The following is a 16,622-nucleotide window of genomic DNA, read 5'->3' on the forward strand; positions in this document are numbered from 1 at the left end:
GCGCAACTGGTAAATCTTTTTTACCACTCGGATTTGCCTCAGGCAATGCGCAGGCGTATCTCGCCGAAAAAAGCTTGCCGATCGTGATCCGAAACAGGCCCCCTAGCGTAGTACTTGTTCACGATGTGGAAAAAATCTCACTTGATTTATCTCATGGCCCGGCTACGAAGGTACTTGCCGTTACGTAACTTCGGGCCGGATCATTAAGGAAAACGCGAACGAATGAGCAACTTTGGCGACCTTGAAATCTTTGCCCGTGTCGTTTCCGCCGGCTCCATGTCGGCGGCCGGACGCGAGCTCGGCCTCTCTCCCGCAGTCGTTTCCAAACGGCTGCGCCGCCTCGAGGATCGCCTGGGGTCGCGGCTTCTGCAGCGTACCACGCGGCAAATCGCGCTGACCGAGGCCGGCCAGGGATTTTACGAACGCGTCATCGCCATTCTTGCCGGCGTCGAGGAAGCGGAAGCCTTCGTTTCGCGGCGCTCGGCCCTGGCGCGCGGAACCCTGAAGGTCACGGCACCGACCTCGTTCGGGCGCCTGCATATCGCGCCGCATCTCGGCGCCTTCATGGAGGCCAATCCCGACCTCGCCATCAACCTGATCCTGTCGGACGACTTCGTCGACATCGTCGGCGACGGCTACGACGTCGCCATACGCATCGCCGAACTCGCCGATTCGAGCCTGGTGGCGCGCAAGATCGCGCCGGTGCGCCGGATCCTTTGCGCGACACCCGCCTATATCGAGCGCAACGGATCGCCGCAGAGCTTCGACGACCTCAACGCCCACAATTGCCTGACGCATGTTTCAGGCGAGGCCTGGCGGCTGCAGGGTCCGGACGGGCTCGTCTCCTTCCGCCCCAACGGCGCGCTGATGACGAATTCCTCGGAAGTCGTGCGCGAGGCGGTGCTGGCCGGAATCGGTGTCGGCCTGCGCTCGACCTGGGACATCGGGCCGGCGCTGGCTTCCGGCAAGCTGGTCCAGGTGCTCCCCGACTACGAGGGGTCGCGCAACATCGCGGTGCACGCAATCTATCCGTCGCGCCAGTTCCTGCCGGTCAAGGTGCGCCTGTTCATCGATTTCCTCGCCGACCTCTACGGCAGCATACCCTATTGGGAAGAGGGCATCGAGGGGTCGCCGGCGCCCGACGGCGTCGTCCCCATCCGGCGCGCGTCGTCTGCCGTCAGATAGACCTGTCTCAGTGAGCGCTATCGCTGTGCGAACGGCGGATGCGCCGCACCACCAGCCAGATCGCCAGCACGACGATGGGCACCGCGACCGCGGTGACCACGCTGTCCGATATGCCGAAATGCTTGATGCCGCTGCCCTTGGCGACATAGCCGATCAGGCCGACCACGTAATAGGAGACGGCCGCCACCGACAGCCCCTCGACCGTTTGTTGCAGCCTGAGCTGCAGCTTGGCGCGGGTGTTCATCGAATGCAGCAGGTCGCGGTTCTGTTTTTCGACCGCGACGTCGACCTTGGTGCGCAGCAGCGTCGCCGCACGCGCCAGTTTGCGCGACAGGTTCGCCAGCCGGTCCTCGACCGAGCGGCAGGTCCGCATCGCCGGCGCGACGCGGCGTTCCAGGAAACTGCGCCAGGTGTCGTAGCCGGTGACCGGCTCCTCGGCGAGCGCGTCGAGCCGGTCGTTGACGATCTCGTCATAGGCGCGGCTGGCGCCGAAACGATAGAGGCTCGACGCGGCGTCGGCCTCGAGGTCGGCGGCGAGCGCTGTGATGTCGTCGAGCAGTTGTTCGGCGTCGCCGGTCTCGATCGACCGCATCCGGTTGGTGAGCGCGGCAAGCTGGTCCTCGGCCTTGCGCATGCGCGGCGACAGGCGCTGGGCGAGCGGCAGGCCGAGCATGGCGAGCGTGCGATAGATCTCGATGTCGAACAGGCGCTGCGCCAGCGCGCCAGTGCGCTGCGGGCTCATGCCCTTGTCGAGCACGAGGATCTGGGTCAGGCCGGAGGCATCCTGGCGAAAATCGGTGACGACGACGGCCAGCCCGCCTTCGACCGAGGAACAGCACAGCGTCGCCGGATCGAAACCGGAAATCAGCTTCATCGCCGCCGGCGAATGCTTGCGGATTTCCATGCGCGCGCCGGCGATCAGGGTTCCCGGTGCGGGAAATTCCTCGCCGAAGGGGTGGCCGGTCAGCGGCTCGCCGAAACGGCGCGGCAGCGGGCCTTCCCACAGATAGGTCGAGGCCTCGGTATGGCGCTCCCAGCGCAGCGTTCCCTTGCCGGTCGCGATGGTGTGGTGGCGGGCCTGCATTTCCGGCGGCGCCGAGCCGTGGCGCCGCGACAGTTCCGCCAGCACCGCGTGATCGACCTTCGAGCCGCCCTCGGTCATGAAGCAGAGCTTGATCAGCGCGCGCGGCGCGGAAATCGCCGGCGCGGGGCGGGCGTGAATCTCGCCGAGCGCGGCGGCGCGATTTGCATGCAGCGGAAAGCCGAACGCACCGCGGCGCGGCACATCGGCTGCGGCAGGTTCGGGTGAGGACGTTTTTTTCGGCTGGGTTTTGGGTGACTGATCGGCGATTTCGTTCATCAAATCCGTTCCGGCGTGGATTCGGATCAGACTATACCGCGACTTTCCACGAATGATATGCCATGCGCTGGCACAAATTGTCCCGCCAGACAGCCCGAAATTGGACAATAAAATTGACCAATCGCGGCCCCACCCGCTACTTTGGTCGTAACCGAGGGAGACATGAATGCCGGACGGCTATTTCACGCGGATCGACCATGTGCGCACGGCCAACGAAGTCTGCGCGCAGATCGAGACGCTGGTGCTCGAAGGCGTGCTGCGCGTCGGCGACAAGCTGCCCGGCGAACGCGAATTGTCACGCCAGTTCGACGTGTCCCGTCCGGTGCTGCGCGAGGCGATCAAGGATCTGGAAAACCGCGGCCTTGTGGTGACCCGCCACGGCGGCGGCACCTTCATCGCCGACGTGATCGGCGACGTCTTCTCGCCGATCATGCTGGAACTGATCGCCCGCCACCCGAAAGCGACATACGACTATCTCGAATACCGCCGCGACGTCGAGGGCATCGCGGCCGCCTATGCGGCGGAACGGGCGACCGAGCACGACAGGGCGCTCCTGACCGACATCATGACCCGCATGGAGACAGCACACACCAAGGAAAATCCGCAGGAAGAAGCGGAGATCGACATCGAGTTCCACAATGCGGTGTGCGAGAGCGCGCACAATCTCTTGCTGATGCACGCGCTGCGCTCCTGCTACCGGGTGCTTGCGAACGGCGTGTTCTTCAGCCGGGCGCTTGTCTACGGGCTGCCCGGCGCGCGCGACGAACTGCTGCAGCAGCATCGCGCGGTCTACGACGCGATCATGGCGGGCGATGCGGATGCGGCGCGGCGCGCGGCGCAGGCGCATATGGAGTTCGTTGAGAAATACAGCCGCGAAGCCGAACGCGCGCAGTCCCGCGAAGCGGTCTCGCGCCTGCGCCGCACGCAGCGGCTGGCGCCGGCGGACTGATCCGCCGGCAGCGACCCGGACAAAGCGGCCGGCTAGGCCTTGCTTGCCGGTTTGCGTTTTGCGGGCGTTGTACGCTTCGCTGCCGTTGTCCGCCTGGTCGCGGTCTTGGCCGCGGCCGCTTGCCGTTTTGCCGCCGGTTTCTGCTTCGTTGCGGTTTTGGCCGGCGCCTTTGCCTTCATCACCTTGCGTTCGGTCGCGGGCGGCGCGAGCAGGTTGTGGTGGCCGACATTGTTGATGTCGGTCTCGCCAGCCAGCGCCATGGTGACATCGAGTTCCTTGCGCAACAATTGCAGCGCCTTGGTGACACCCTGTTCGCCGGCGGCGCCGAGACCGTAGATGAAGGCGCGGCCGATATAGGTCGATTTGGCGCCGAGCGCGATCGCCTTGAAAATATCCTGGCCGGATCGGATGCCGGAATCGAGATGGACCTCGATCTTGTCGCCGACGGCGTCGACGATCGGCGCCAGCATGTCGATCGAGGCGGCGGCGCCGTCGAGCTGGCGGCCGCCATGGTTCGACACGATGATCGCGTCGGCGCCGGTTCCGGCGGCGATCTTCGCGTCCTCGACATCGTTGACGCCCTTGAGGATCAGCGGGCCGTCCCAGTGCTTCTTGATCCACTCGACCGATTCCCAGTCCAGCGTCTGGTCGAACTGGCTGTTGGTCCAGTCGCCGAGCGAGGACATGTCATCGACGCCCTTTACATGGCCGACGATGTTGCCGAAGGAGCGGTTCCTGGTGCCGGCCATGCCGAGGCACCAGGCCGGCTTGAAGGCCAGGTTGATCAGATTGGCGAGCGTCGGCTTGGGCGGCGCGGACAGGCCGTTCTTCACGTCCTTGTTGCGCTGGGCGAGGATCTGCAGGTCGAGGGTGAGCACCAGCGCCGAGCAGCCCGCCGCCTTGGCGCGCTCGATCAGCGACGCCGCGAAACCGCGGTCGCGCATGACGTAGAGCTGGAACCAGAACGGCTTGGTCGTCGCCGCCGCGACCGCCTCGATCGAGCAGATGCTCATGGTCGACAACGTGAACGGCACGCCGAATTTCTCCGCCGCCCGGGCGGCGTGGATCTCGCCGTCGGCATGCTGCATGCCGGTCATCCCGACAGGCGCAAGCGCCACCGGCATGGAGACGTCCTGACCGGCCATGGTGGTCGCCACGGACCGATTGTCGATGTTGCGGGCGACGCGCTGGCGCAGCAGGATTTCCGAAAAGGCGTCGGTGTTGGCGCGATAGGTCGATTCGGACCACGCGCCGGAATCGGCATAGTCGTAGAACATGCGCGGCACGCGGCGGCGCGCAATTTTCTGGAGATCGTGAATGTCGGTGATCTTGTCGAGATTCATGCCAGTTCGTTCCTCTCCCGATGCGTGGCACCGCTCATAGCGCCTGTATGGCGCGAGGGAAAGACGGCAAATGCCCGGTACGGGCGATACGCCGGCCGAATGCCGGCGCTCGGGTCACCTGTTGAGGGAGGTCAGGCCGGCGGAAATGCCGTAGCCGTCCTCGGACACTTTGCCCGCAAAGGCGCCTTCGGTGTAGACCGCAAGGCCCCAGAACGAGATGGCCAACAACATCGCCGCCGACAGAAAAGCCGTGCGCACGGTCATGATACGCTCCTGAAATTCCGGTTTCGGCGGCATGGAACCATGCGCGGCGAAGAGTTGATGTGCCAACGGTCACAAACCGCTTTGGCACGGCGGGCCGTATAGAGTTTACAAAGCATGAACGCCAGAGACATCTTCTGGTTCCACGGAAATTTCACGGAAGGATTTTCCAGGTGTTGCAAAACCGCGTCACCCCCTTCGGCGAGATCCTCGCCGATCCCGCGCACGGGGCGTTTACGGGCAATCGCGGCATCCTGCACGATCCGGAAACGCGGACGCTGCATCCCGTCAAACGCTGGACGAGCAAGGCATGGATCATCTGCGCGTGCGATTTCAGGGGCGTCAGGCGCGACGTCATGGGCCACAATGGCCGCAACGGGAAGGCAGGCTGGACGGAACTGTTCTTCCTCGACGAGGCGACGGCGCTATCCGCCGGGCACCGGCCCTGCTTCTATTGCCGCAACGCCGACGCGAAACGCTTCCAGGCCGCTTGGGCGGCCGGCAATGGCGGGAAACCGCCGAAGGCGTCCGAAATGGACGTCGTGCTGCATGCCGAGCGCCTCGACGGCCGCGCCAAGCGGCTGCACCCCCTGCCCTGTCCGGCCGAGGACCTGCCCGACGGAACGATCATCGCCCATGGCGGGGAGGCGATGCTGATGCGCGCCGGCCACGCCTGGCGCTGGTCGTTTGCGGGCTATTCGCCGGCCGCGACGCCGCCGTCCGGGCTGGCGCTGCTGACGCCGCCCTCGACGGTCAGGACCCTTCGCGCCGGCTACGCGCCGGCGATCCACTACACCGCGCCGGTCCATCCGGCCGAAGAGCCGGACGATTGACCTTTTTCGCCGTCCGGTCCATCCGTCTGCCATGCGCGCCAACTACAAGATGCAACGCCTGTTCATCGACGCCCCGCTCGCGGCGGGCGCGACGATTCATCCGGACAAGGCGCAGTCGAACTACCTGCTCAACGTGCTGCGAATGGGCGAAGGCGCGGAGCTGCTCGTCTTCAACGGGCGCGACGGCGAGTGGCGCGCGGTACTGCGCCAGCCGGGCAGGAAACAGGCCGCGCTCGATATCGCCGAACAGGTTCGCCCGCAGCCCGAGCCGTCCGATCTCGTCTATTGCTTCGCGCCGCTGAAGTCCGGGCGGCTCGACTACATGGTGCAGAAGGCGGTCGAGATGGGCGCCGGCGTCTTGCAGCCGGTGATGACGCATCACACGCAGATGCCGAAGGTCAATGTCGAGCGCATGGCGGCGAATGCCGTCGAGGCCGCCGAGCAATGCGGCATTTTGTCGATTCCCGCCTGCCGCGAACCGGTGAAGTTCGACCGGCTTCTCGCCGACTGGGACACCGGCCGGCGGCTGATCTTCTGCGACGAGGACGCGGCGACGAACAATCCGCTGGCGATCCTGCAAGCGCTGGAAAAGGCGCCGCTCGGCGTCATCATCGGCCCCGAAGGCGGCTTTTCCGACGCCGAACGCGCGCAGCTCCGCGCGCTCCCCTTCGTCACCGCCATCCCGCTCGGCCCCCGCATCCTGCGCGCCGACACGGCGGCCGTCGCCGCGCTCGCCGTCATCCAGGCGACGGTCGGGGATTGGGGCTAGTTCAATTTACCTTGACCGACCGTGTAGAAAATTGCGCTTGCCCTCACCGCGCCGCTCGTCCATCAAACGTCGCAAATAAAAGGACGGGACGGCCAGATGGCGCGCGACACCACAGACGAAACACCGATCGGCTCCGTCGAGGAGCTCGCCGCCTATCTGGCGTCCGGCTGCAAGCCGAAGGATGAATGGCGCATCGGCACCGAGCACGAGAAATTTCCCTTCTTCACCGAGGACAACAGCCCGGTGCCCTACGAAGGCGAGCGCTCGATCCGGGCGCTGCTCGAAGGCATGCGGGAGACGCTCGGCTGGGCGCCGATCATGGACGAGGGCCGCATCATCGGGCTCTTCGAGCCGACCGGCATGGGCGCGATCTCGCTGGAACCCGGCGGCCAGTTCGAATTGTCCGGCGCGCCGCTGGAATCGATCCACCAGACCTGCCGCGAATCGAACGCCCATCTGGCGCAGCTGCGCCAGATCGCCGACCCGCTCGGCATCAAGTTCCTCGGCCTCGGCGCCAGCCCGAAATGGACGCTGGCCGAAACGCCGCGGATGCCGAAATCGCGCTACGACATCATGCGCGCCTACATGCCGAAGGTCGGCACGCAGGGCCTCGACATGATGCACCGGACCTCGACCATCCAGGTCAATCTCGACTTCTCCTCGGAAGCCGACATGCGCAAGAAGATGCAGGTCTCCTACCGGCTGCAGCCGATCGCCACCGCGCTCTTCGCCAACTCGCCCTTCACCGAGGGCCGGCCGAACGGCCTCTTGTCCTGGCGCGCCGACATCTGGCGCGACACCGACAACAACCGCTCCGGCGTGCTGCCCTTCGTCTTCAACGACGATTTCGGCTTCATGGACTATGTCGAATGGGTGCTCGACGTGCCGATGTATTTCGTCTTGCGCGAGGGCAAGTACCGGGATTGCACCCATGTCACCTTCCGGCAGTTCATGAACGGCGCGCTGGAAGGCGAGATCCCGGACGCGCGGCCCAATCTCGGCGACTGGACCAACCATCTGTCGACGGTGTTCCCGGAAGTGCGGATGAAGAAGTTCCTGGAGATGCGCGGCGCCGATGGCGGGCCGTGGCGGCGTATCTGCGCCCTGCCGGCGCTGTGGGTCGGGCTGACCTATGACGAGGACGCGCTGGAGGCGGCCGACGCGCTGACGCGCGACTGGTCGTTCGAGGACGTCGTCGCGCTGCGCGACGCGGTGCCGGTGGAAGGCCTCAACGCCAAGATCCACAACCGCACGGTGCGCGAGATCGGCTACGACGTGCTCCGCATCGCGCGCAATGGCCTGCAATCGCGCGCCAAGCTCAATTCCGAAGGCTTCGACGAGGCCCATTTCTTGGCGCCGCTGGAAGAAATCGTCGCGCGCGGCACGACTGCGGCCGAGCAGATGGTCACCGAGTTCCATTCCGTCTGGGCGGAATCGATCGAGCCGGTCTTCATGGAATACGCCTACTAGGACGGGTTCGCGCGGACCGCGGGGGCGTGCCCCCGCGATCCTGGCCAATGGGCGATTACCAGCTCAGGGTTTTCACGTTCGGGTCGAACAGAAAACCGCTGACGACGTCCCAGCTTCCCATTTTCACCCCGTCGATATAGTCGTCAGGCGTCAGGCCGGCGGCTTTCGTGCAGGCCTGGCAGGCGATCACGACGCCGCCGTCGGCCATGAAGTCGCTCAACATGTCCTGAATCGACTTGTCGGCCTCGCGCATGAGGCCGGGCACATTGGAGGGACGCTTCTTGTCGGCCAGATAAACCGCGCGCACGTTCAACCAGATCGCGACAGGCTTGATGCCGTTCTTGAGCGCCTTTTCATGGGCAAAGTAGATCGCCTTCGCCGCCGACCAGGTGTCGTCCGTGGTCAGGTTCACGAACAATCCGGCGGGCGGCGCGTCCTGGGCGGCGGCGGGCGCCGCGGAAATCGCGAAGAACGCCAAAAGCGTGACAAGCATGTTCCTCAAATATTTCATTTCTTCTCTCCTTTGATCGAGTTGGGTGATGTCCGGCCAACCCCCGGCCGGAAGGGATTCGTCGTGGCGCTATTCCCCGCCGCCGGCGAGAAAATCGCCGGCGGTGAAGAAGACCAGGAATGCGAGATAGGCGAAGGCGATTGTGACGGCGGGGACGATCAGGGCCGGATAGCCAAACTGAAGAAACGCCATCGCCCAGAGCAAAAGCAGGTTGAGGATGAAAAACACCTTCTCCCTTGCATCGCCGTTCCAGGCGCTTCGCAGCAGCCAGCCGATGAGCGGCACCGAAAAAACGGCGGTTCTGAATAGTTTCATGTTCTGTATTCCTCTTGAGTGAACGGGGTTGCCGGCCGGGCCGGCCCGCGAAAAGCCGCACCCTGCCTCCGGCCGCACTCAGGGCGCAGCCGGGCTCGGTCCTGCCGTCGCAGGTCGATCAGATTTGGAAGAAGGGAGGTCCGCGCGGTGGCGCGTGCGCAAAAACAACCTGGCGGACGATATCGTCATCGTCCGGCAGCAGGAAACGGGCGCGAACCGAAACGGGGCAGCTCTCGAAGGATTCAGGCGGAGACGGAACGACAATCGAGGCGGCAATGCGACAGAACTCGCACGGGCCGGATCCAGCCTTGTGCCGGCCGTCGCTGTCGTCGCCATTCAGGCAGGTCACGGCGACGGATCCGTCCGGGAAGACATAGCCCGCCGCCGCGTCGGAACCGGAGGCGAGCCCCGGCCGGTGCGCGAAGGAGATCAGGACGAGCGACAGCACGCAAAGCGCGCGCACAACCCCTGCAAGAATATTTCGTCGACGAGATGACATGCCGGTCCGGTCTTTTCCGGCACCGATTTGCGCCAAAACGCGATACCAAGGCAATGCGACAATGAAGCCTGCGACACTTTGCGGCCCACAGAACGGCGCTGCCGCCGGGCGCCCGCCGGCACAGGCTCGCCGCATGTCTTGACCGACGTCAAGGACGACGGCGCGGGCATGCGGTCTCCTGCCCGCACCAGAGTGCGCGGTACGGGGGTTATTCATGCTGAACCGGCGAAATCTCATGATCGGCGCCGGCGCTGCCGCCGCGGCCGGAGCCGTGGCTTACGCGTTTGCGCCGCGCGCGCCCTATGACGAGATCGCGGCGGAGATCCGCAAGCCGCTGGCGCCCGGCGCGTCGCCGGACCTTTCCTATCTCGTCCATTACGCGACGCTTGCCGCAAACAGCCACAACACCCAGCCCTGGCTGTTCAGCCATGACGGCTCGCGCGGCGCGATCCGGCCCGACTTCCTGCGCGCGACGCCGGCGGCGGACGCCAATCACCACCACATCTTCGCCAGTCTCGGCTGCGCGGCGGAAAATCTCGCGCTTGCGGCGCAGGCGGCGGGATGGCCGGCGGATATCGCCTTCGTGCCCACCGGCGAAGGCCATGTCGAGGTCGATATCGGCGACGGCCAGGCCGGACACGACAAGCTGTTCGACGCGATCACCAGGCGCCAGTGCACCCGCTCGCCCTATGACGGACGCGCCGTCCCGGTCGACGAATTGAAACAGCTGGAAGCCGCCGCGCAAATTCCGGGCGCGCGCATGATCCTCGTCACCGAACCGGAACGCATCGAACAGGTGCTGGAGATGGTCGTCGCCGCCAACACCACGCAGGTCAACGATCCCGCCTTCCGCAAGGAACTGAAACACTGGCTGCGTTTCGGCGCGGCCACGGCGGTGCGCAGGCGCGACGGTCTCTACAGCCCCTGTTCCGGCAATCCGGCGCTGCCGGACTGGCTCGGGCGGGCGATCTTCGATTTCGTCTTCACCGCCGGTTCCGAGAACGACCGTTACGCGAAACAGATCCGGTCCTCTGCGGGCCTGGCGGTCTTCGTCTCCGATCACGACGACCGGGCCCACTGGGTGCAGGCGGGGCGCAGCTACCAGCGCTTCGCGCTCGCTTCGACGGCGCTCGGCATCCGCCACGCCTTCCTCAACCAGCCGATCGAGATCCCCGCCGCGCGCCGCGATTTCGCGCAATGGCTCGGCGGCGGCGTCTCGCCCGACCTGATCGTGCGTTTCGGCTATGGCGACCCGATGCCGTATTCGCTCAGGCGGCCGATCGAGGACGTGATCGTGGGGATGGCTTGAGCGGCGCGACAAGGCGCGCCTCACACCGTGTCCCGGATTTGCGTCACCGACCGGTAGCGTTGCCGGTAGCGGCCGGGCGTGATGCCGGTGCGCTTCTTGAACAGACGGCGGAAATAGGTCGGGTCGTCGTAGCCGAGCGAATAGGCGATCTCGTCGGTCGCCGTGTCGCTGGTTTCCAGCGTCTGTTTCGCCTCCTCGATGCGCAACGTCTGGACATAGTCCATCGGCGAGTGGCCCGTCGCGGCGCGGAACCGGCGCTTGAAAGTGCGCTCGTTCAGTCCGGAGCGCTCCACCATCCTGGCGACCGGATTGGTGTCGTCGTAATGCATGCCGACCCATTCCTGGCAGGCGCGGATCACCCCGTCGGCGTGACTGCGCGGCCGGACCAGCGCCGCATAGGGCAATTGGCCCTCGCTGCGATCGCCAAGCAGGAAAATCTTCGCGGTGTGGATCGCCTCGGCGGGACTGCAAAGCCGCCCGATCAGATAGAGCACGAGATCCTCCCAGGACGACGCGCCGCCGCTGGTGATCACGCGGTGGCCCTCGCCGGCCGGCAGGACGATCCGCTCCGGGCACAGCGCGACGCGCGGGAAATGCCTGGCGAAAAGATCGCAGGCCGACCAGTGCGTCGTCGCGTGCTCGCCGTCGAGCAGGCCAGCGGTCGCCAGCAGCACCGAGCCGGTGCAAACCGAGCAGACGATCGCGCCTTCGGCATGGCGGGCGCGCAGCCATTCGGCCATTTCCGGCCAATGGCCTTGCGGCTCGAAATCGTGCGACAGCGCCAGGTCGGTGGCGATAATGACGTCGGTCGCGGTGACGTCGGCCAGCGCAGCGTTCGGCGCAATCGTTATGCCGATCGGGCAGGCATAGGGTGCCCCGTCCAGCGAGACGATCTCCACCCTGAAGCGCGGCCTGGCTTCGCCTTCGCCGGTCAGTTCCGGCCAGATGACGCCGACCGAGGAAAACATTTCGTAGAGTCCGTAGATCGCCGCCGGCGTGCTCTCCGGAAGCGCCAGGATGGAAATGCGGATCGGCTGTGTGTCTGTCTGGACGGTCATCGCGGCAGTATGTCCTAAATGCCCCGTTTCTGTCCATTGCGCCACTAATGACCCGATCCCGTCTCGCATATGTCTCCGGCCATCCAATCGAAGGAGACGAACATGCAACCCATGACAGATGTGGCGATCGTCGGCGCGGGCGCCGCCGGTCTCGCTACCGCATTTTGCCTGAGACAGGCCGGTATTTCGGTCCGGCTTCTGGAGAAATCGCACGAGATCGCCGGCCCGTGGCGCAAGCGGCATCCGCAACTGCGCCTCAACACCCATCGCGACCTGTCGCAACTGCCGGGCCTGAAAATGCCGAAAGACGCCGGCACCTTTCCGAGCCGGGACACGCTGATCCGCTATCTGGAGGATTACGCCCGCAACCTCGACCTGCCGGTCGAGTTTGGCGTCGAGGTGACGGCGCTGGAAAGGGCTGGCGAGGGCTGGCGGCTCGAGACCGGCTCCGGGCCGGTCGCGGCGAAACACGTGGTCATCGCCACGGGCCGTGAAGCCACGCCTTTCATCCCGGATTGGCCGGGGCGCGGCGACTACGAGGGCCGGCTGATCCACGCCGCCGATTTCGGCGACGCTGATCAATATGCAGGAAAAAACGTCCTCGTCGTCGGTGCGGGAAACTCGGGATCGGACATCCTCAACCATCTCAGCCGCGTCGACACGCAGTCGGTGCTGATCTCGATCCGGAAGGGTTCGGTGGTCTTCCCGGCGTTCATGTTCGGCGTGCCGATGCAGCGCCTGGCTCCGCTGCTGGAACTGCTGCCGCTGCGGGCAATCGACTGGATGCTCAGGGACACCGAGCGCATGGCGTTCGGCAATCTCAGGCAATACGGCTTTCCCGTCCATCCCGATGGCGGGGCTACCCGCATGGCGACCGATGGCGTCTCGCCGGCGATCGACAACGGCTTCGTCGCCGCGGTCAAGGCGGGCCGGATGCGCATCGTGCCGGAAGTGGGACGCTTCCGGGAACGCATGGTCGTTCTCGCGGACGGCACCCGCATCGCCCCCGACGTGGTGATCGCCGCCACCGGCTACCGCACCGGGCTGGAGCCCCTGCTCGGACATCTCGACGTGCTGAACAGCCGCGGCGTGCCGCGGATCGACGGCGCGCAGACCCTGCCGCACGCGCCGGGCCTGTGGTGCATCGGCATGCGCCCGACAATGAGCGGCTATTTCCGTGCCGCCAGCCGCAACGGCCGGGCAATCGCCTCGACAATCTCTGCCGACCTTGCCCGCCGGCCGGCTCACAAGCCGGTTGCCGCCGCCGCGGTCGCCGGCGCCCACGCCTGACATTCCCAAAACAGATCGAAAAAGGAAAACGAACAATGACACACGCACTCGCAGAAACCACCGCGCTCGATTTCCACGCCGCCGAAGCCTTCGCCGGCCGGATCGGGGAAATTATCAATTCCGGCGCCATCGCCGTCATGATCTCGGTCGGCCACAAGACCGGCCTGTTCGACCTGATGGCGACGCTGCCGGCTTCGACATCGCAGGAGATCGCCGACGCGGCGGGATTCGCCGAACGCTATGTCCGCGAATGGCTCGCGGTCATGGTGACCGGCGGGATCGTCGCCTACGACGCCGACGCGCGGACCTATCGCCTGCCGGAGGAACACGCCGCATGCCTGACGCGCGGCGCGGCGCTCGGCAATTTCGCGGTCTATGCGCAATTCGTGCCGATGGTCGGGGCGACGCAGGACCGCATCATCGAGTGCTTCAGGACTGGCGAAGGCACGCATTACGCGGACTACCCCTGTTTCCACGCCATCATGGCCGAGGACAGCGAGCAGACCGTCGTCGCGCAGATGTTCGACACAATCCTGCCGCTGGTTGCCGGCATGCGCGAGCGGCTGGAACAAGGCGTCGACGTCCTCGACGCCGGCTGCGGTTCGGGCGGCGCGCTGGTTGCGCTGGCGGCGGCGTTTCCGAACAGCCGGTTCACCGGCTACGACCTGTGCGGGGACGCCATCGCGACGGCGAAAAAGCACGCCGCCGCCGCCTGCGTCAGCAATGTCAATTTCGAGGTCCGCGACCTGACCGGCTTCGACGAACGGGAACGCTACGACTTCATCACCTCGTTCGACGCCATTCACGACCAGAAGGACCCGCAGGGACTGCTGAACGGCCTTCGCGGCGCGCTGCGAAAAGGTGGCGCCTATCTCGTGCAGGATATCGGCGGGTCGGCGGCGCTGGAAAACAATATCGATTTCCCGTTCGCCGCCTTCCTCTACACCGCGTCCTGCACGCATTGCACACCGATCTCGCTCGGCCAGGGCGGTCCGGGTCTCGGCACGATGTGGGGCTGGGAGACGGCGGAGACGATGCTGCGGCAGGCCGGTTTCGGCGACGTCGAACGGCATGTGCTGGAGCACGACCCGATGAATGTCTGGTTCGTCTGCCGGCCGGGCGAGTAAGCCCGGCAATCCCGCGTCACGCCGCGCGGTCGCGGTCGAGGGTCCTTTCGACCTCCTCGTATGTGCGTCCGCAATGTTTCGCGTAGAGGCGGATGATCTGGTCCTTCGTCCGCCTCGTTTCCTCGGCATGGATCAATATGTCGGAGACCTTGCCCTGATAGCCGCCGAGCGCCTCGCGCAGCGCCGTCGCATGTCTTCGACACAGTCAGGCGGCGCCTGTTGTCAACACGCGCGAAGGAAATCCGGTTTTCGAAGCTCGCCTAACGCGATGCGACCGCCGCCTCGAGGGCGAGCCTCGCCATGCAAAGCTTGTAACAGTGTTCGAACTCCGGACATGCGAGACAATCATCCCATTCCGCGATGTCCGTTTTGACGAGACGGCCAGAAACCCCCAATCCCTTCGAGTCGACCTCGAAACTGAACACTTTACCCTTCATCGCGTGGTTGGTGTCGATGTGCAGCGTGTCGTGGAACATCGTTCCATAGCAGGCCTTGTGTTCCTGTTTCATGTCATAATCCTCTGCATTCCTTGTCGAATTTCATTCCGTGGCCGGAAACATGTGACGCGTCCGGTTTGCAAACGCGACAAGCGACAACATTACAGGAACCTCGACAAGCACGCCGACGACAGTCGTCAATGCGGCGCCGGAATTCAGGCCAAAGAGGCTGATGGCAACCGCCACGGCCAGTTCAAAGAAGTTCGAGGTTCCGATCAGGGCGCATGGCGCTGCGACATTGAACGGCACGCGCCACAAATAGGCCGCGCCATAGGCAAGCGCGAAAATGCCATAAGACTGCACCAGCAGCGGAACGGCAAGCAACGCTATGAGCAGAGGACGATCGAGGATGACGTGCCCCTGGAAACCGAACAGCAAAACAACCGTGGCAAGCAGCGCAAGAACCGAAAACGGTTTGATACCGCCGGTGAACCGGGCAATCGAGGTCTCAGGGGATTCTCCGCGTCCGGCGTGGTTCACCAACCAGCTTCTGGTCATGGCTCCGGCAACGAGCGGGATCACGACATAAAGACCGACAGACAAGATCAGCGTCTGCCACGGAACCGCGATGTCGGTGACGCCGAGCAGCAAGGCTACGATCGGCGCGAAGGCAAAGACCATGATGAGGTCATTCAGCGATACCTGGACCAGGGTGTAGGTTGCGTCACCCCGGGTGAGCTGTGACCAGACGAAAACCATCGCGGTGCACGGCGCGGCGCCAAGCAGAATGAGGCCGGCGATGTATTGCTGCGCGTCGGCAGGGGCGATGATGTCGGCGAAGACGACCTCGAAAAAGAGTATGCCGAGCGCCACCATCGTGAACGGCTTGATCAGCCAATTGACGACAATGGTGATCACCAGTCCCTTCGGTCGATCGCCGATATGACGCAGGCTGGCGAAATCGACATTCACCATCATCGGATAGACCATGCCCCAGATGAGGACGGCCACCACCAGGTTGACGGATGCATATTCCAGGCTGGCGAGAAACCGGAACAGGCCGGGAAAGGCCGAGCCGAGGCCGATGCCCGCGGCGATGCATAACACAACCCATACGGACAGCCATTTTTCGAAGAAGCCTATGCCGCCGGGCGACGCGGCATCCTGCGCGGAGATGTCACTGTTCAAGTCTTTTCCACCTTCGACCAATTCCCGGACCAGTTGCCCAACCTGACAACAGGCTCGGCCGCCGGCTTCATGTACGCCGCAGACGAGGTCCCGCCCCGATCGGCGTCGATCGATCTCCGGACCGCCCGAAAAAACGCAATGCCGGCGATGCGCGATGTTTCCACCAAATCCGTTTTCGAAACAATGCGAACTTGCAATTCGCCGCGACGGCGCCGCGTAAGGGATCCCGACACAGGAAGGGATACACCCATGCTCGAGCACTCCGTCAAGGCACGGCAGCGTCGGGACACGAAAGATGCGGAGATCACGCTCGATACAGACGTGAACGGCCGCGACGATGCCTTTAATCCGGCCGAACTGCTGCTTGCGGCAGTGGCGGCCTGCATGATCAAGGGCATCGAGCGGATCGCCCCGACAAACAATTTCGACTATCGCGGCGTCGAGGTGGAATTGCTCGGCAAGCGGCAGGACAGCCCGCCCTTCATGGCGGAAATCACCTGTGAACTGGTCATCGACAGCGACGAAGAGGGCCGGCGGCTGGACCTCATGCATCCCAACGTCCGCAAATACGGCACGATCTTCAACACCGTCGCCGCCGCGACAAGGCTCGAAGGAACGGTCTCCCGGAAAACCCGGCAAGAGAGCTGATCCGGATTTGTTTTCCCGCGTTTCCGGTCCGGCAGCCAGCGCGCGCAAGTCCGGTTCGGTGACGGCGCCA

General features: G+C 64.9%; 18 protein-coding genes and 1 pseudogene. 9 read left to right on the forward strand and 10 right to left on the reverse strand.

Annotated features, from left to right (window positions below; translation table 11 throughout):
- The first annotated feature begins 222 nt into the window (after positions 1-222).
- The gene (locus IG169_RS15465; RefSeq protein WP_193177121.1) at positions 223-1,185 is read left to right on the forward strand and encodes a LysR family transcriptional regulator; all 963 of its coding nucleotides are present in this window, start codon (positions 223-225) and stop codon (positions 1,183-1,185) included.
- Positions 1,186-1,192: 7 nt separating this feature from the next.
- Here IG169_RS15465 and IG169_RS15470 read toward each other — a convergent pair whose 3' ends face one another.
- On the reverse strand, positions 1,193-2,545 hold the full coding sequence (locus IG169_RS15470; RefSeq protein WP_193177122.1) for a DUF3422 family protein: 1,353 nt from the start codon (positions 2,543-2,545) through the stop codon (positions 1,193-1,195).
- A gap of 166 nt (positions 2,546-2,711) precedes the next feature.
- Between IG169_RS15470 and IG169_RS15475 the strand changes: the two genes are divergently transcribed.
- On the forward strand, positions 2,712-3,494 hold the full coding sequence (locus IG169_RS15475) for an FCD domain-containing protein (RefSeq protein WP_193177123.1): 783 nt from the start codon (positions 2,712-2,714) through the stop codon (positions 3,492-3,494).
- A gap of 32 nt (positions 3,495-3,526) precedes the next feature.
- Here the strand turns inward: IG169_RS15475 and IG169_RS15480 are convergent, their stop codons facing one another.
- The gene (locus tag IG169_RS15480; protein WP_193177124.1) at positions 3,527-4,837 is read right to left on the reverse strand and encodes an alpha-hydroxy acid oxidase; all 1,311 of its coding nucleotides are present in this window, start codon (positions 4,835-4,837) and stop codon (positions 3,527-3,529) included.
- A 114-nt stretch (positions 4,838-4,951) separates the two neighbouring features.
- Positions 4,952-5,101, reverse strand: a complete 150-nt coding sequence (locus IG169_RS15485) for a hypothetical protein (RefSeq protein WP_193177125.1) — start codon at positions 5,099-5,101, stop codon at positions 4,952-4,954.
- A 170-nt stretch (positions 5,102-5,271) separates the two neighbouring features.
- Between IG169_RS15485 and IG169_RS15490 the strand changes: the two genes are divergently transcribed.
- From IG169_RS15490 to IG169_RS15500, 3 genes are all read left to right on the forward strand, one after another.
- Positions 5,272-5,931 (forward strand): hypothetical protein, encoded by a 660-nt coding sequence (locus tag IG169_RS15490; protein WP_343225665.1) that lies wholly within the window; start codon positions 5,272-5,274, stop codon positions 5,929-5,931.
- A gap of 31 nt (positions 5,932-5,962) precedes the next feature.
- Entirely contained in the window at positions 5,963-6,700 is a 738-nt protein-coding gene (locus IG169_RS15495) for a 16S rRNA (uracil(1498)-N(3))-methyltransferase (RefSeq protein ID WP_193177126.1), read from the forward strand.
- Between the two features lie 96 nt (positions 6,701-6,796).
- Complete coding sequence (locus IG169_RS15500; protein ID WP_193177127.1) at positions 6,797-8,170, forward strand: glutamate--cysteine ligase; 1,374 nt, start codon at positions 6,797-6,799, stop codon at positions 8,168-8,170.
- A 55-nt stretch (positions 8,171-8,225) separates the two neighbouring features.
- Here the strand turns inward: IG169_RS15500 and IG169_RS15505 are convergent, their stop codons facing one another.
- The 3 genes from IG169_RS15505 to IG169_RS15515 form a co-directional block, all read right to left on the reverse strand.
- The gene (locus IG169_RS15505) at positions 8,226-8,681 is read right to left on the reverse strand and encodes a DsrE family protein (protein WP_193177128.1); all 456 of its coding nucleotides are present in this window, start codon (positions 8,679-8,681) and stop codon (positions 8,226-8,228) included.
- A gap of 69 nt (positions 8,682-8,750) precedes the next feature.
- Entirely contained in the window at positions 8,751-8,996 is a 246-nt protein-coding gene (locus IG169_RS15510; RefSeq protein WP_193177129.1) for a hypothetical protein, read from the reverse strand.
- A gap of 118 nt (positions 8,997-9,114) precedes the next feature.
- Entirely contained in the window at positions 9,115-9,732 is a 618-nt protein-coding gene (locus IG169_RS15515) for a hypothetical protein (protein WP_193177130.1), read from the reverse strand.
- Here IG169_RS15515 and IG169_RS15520 point away from each other — a divergent pair.
- The gene (locus tag IG169_RS15520) at positions 9,731-10,804 is read left to right on the forward strand and encodes an Acg family FMN-binding oxidoreductase (RefSeq protein WP_246717408.1); all 1,074 of its coding nucleotides are present in this window, start codon (positions 9,731-9,733) and stop codon (positions 10,802-10,804) included. The genes IG169_RS15515 and IG169_RS15520 overlap by 2 nt on opposite strands.
- 20 nt (positions 10,805-10,824) lie before the next feature.
- Here the strand turns inward: IG169_RS15520 and IG169_RS15525 are convergent, their stop codons facing one another.
- Positions 10,825-11,862, reverse strand: coding sequence for a GlxA family transcriptional regulator (locus IG169_RS15525; RefSeq protein WP_193177132.1), 1,038 nt, complete (start codon positions 11,860-11,862; stop codon positions 10,825-10,827).
- A 102-nt stretch (positions 11,863-11,964) separates the two neighbouring features.
- Here IG169_RS15525 and IG169_RS15530 point away from each other — a divergent pair, with 102 nt between their 5' ends.
- Positions 11,965-13,152: a flavin-containing monooxygenase gene (locus IG169_RS15530; RefSeq protein WP_246717409.1), complete on the forward strand. Its 1,188-nt coding sequence runs from the start codon at positions 11,965-11,967 to the stop codon at positions 13,150-13,152.
- Positions 13,153-13,187: 35 nt separating this feature from the next.
- On the forward strand, positions 13,188-14,279 hold the full coding sequence (locus IG169_RS15535) for a class I SAM-dependent methyltransferase (protein WP_193177134.1): 1,092 nt from the start codon (positions 13,188-13,190) through the stop codon (positions 14,277-14,279).
- Positions 14,280-14,304: 25 nt separating this feature from the next.
- Here the strand turns inward: IG169_RS15535 and IG169_RS15540 are convergent.
- The 3 genes and pseudogenes from IG169_RS15540 to arsB all read right to left on the reverse strand — a co-directional run.
- A pseudogene (locus tag IG169_RS15540) lies at positions 14,305-14,460 on the reverse strand (ATP-dependent Clp protease proteolytic subunit); the annotation flags it as partial.
- Positions 14,461-14,539: 79 nt separating this feature from the next.
- Positions 14,540-14,788 carry a hypothetical protein gene (locus IG169_RS15545; RefSeq protein ID WP_193177135.1) on the reverse strand — a complete coding sequence of 83 codons (249 nt, stop codon included), beginning with the start codon at positions 14,786-14,788 and terminating at the stop codon, positions 14,540-14,542.
- Between the two features lie 30 nt (positions 14,789-14,818).
- Positions 14,819-15,859 carry an ACR3 family arsenite efflux transporter gene (arsB, locus tag IG169_RS15550; RefSeq protein ID WP_428982257.1) on the reverse strand — a complete coding sequence of 347 codons (1,041 nt, stop codon included), beginning with the start codon at positions 15,857-15,859 and terminating at the stop codon, positions 14,819-14,821.
- A 429-nt stretch (positions 15,860-16,288) separates the two neighbouring features.
- Between arsB and IG169_RS15555 the strand changes: the two genes are divergently transcribed.
- Positions 16,289-16,552 (forward strand): hypothetical protein, encoded by a 264-nt coding sequence (locus tag IG169_RS15555; RefSeq protein WP_343225667.1) that lies wholly within the window; start codon positions 16,289-16,291, stop codon positions 16,550-16,552.
- Positions 16,553-16,622: the final 70 nt, after the last annotated feature.

Source organism: Oricola nitratireducens (assembly GCF_014904745.1).
GTDB lineage: Bacteria > Pseudomonadota > Alphaproteobacteria > Rhizobiales > Rhizobiaceae > Oricola > Oricola nitratireducens.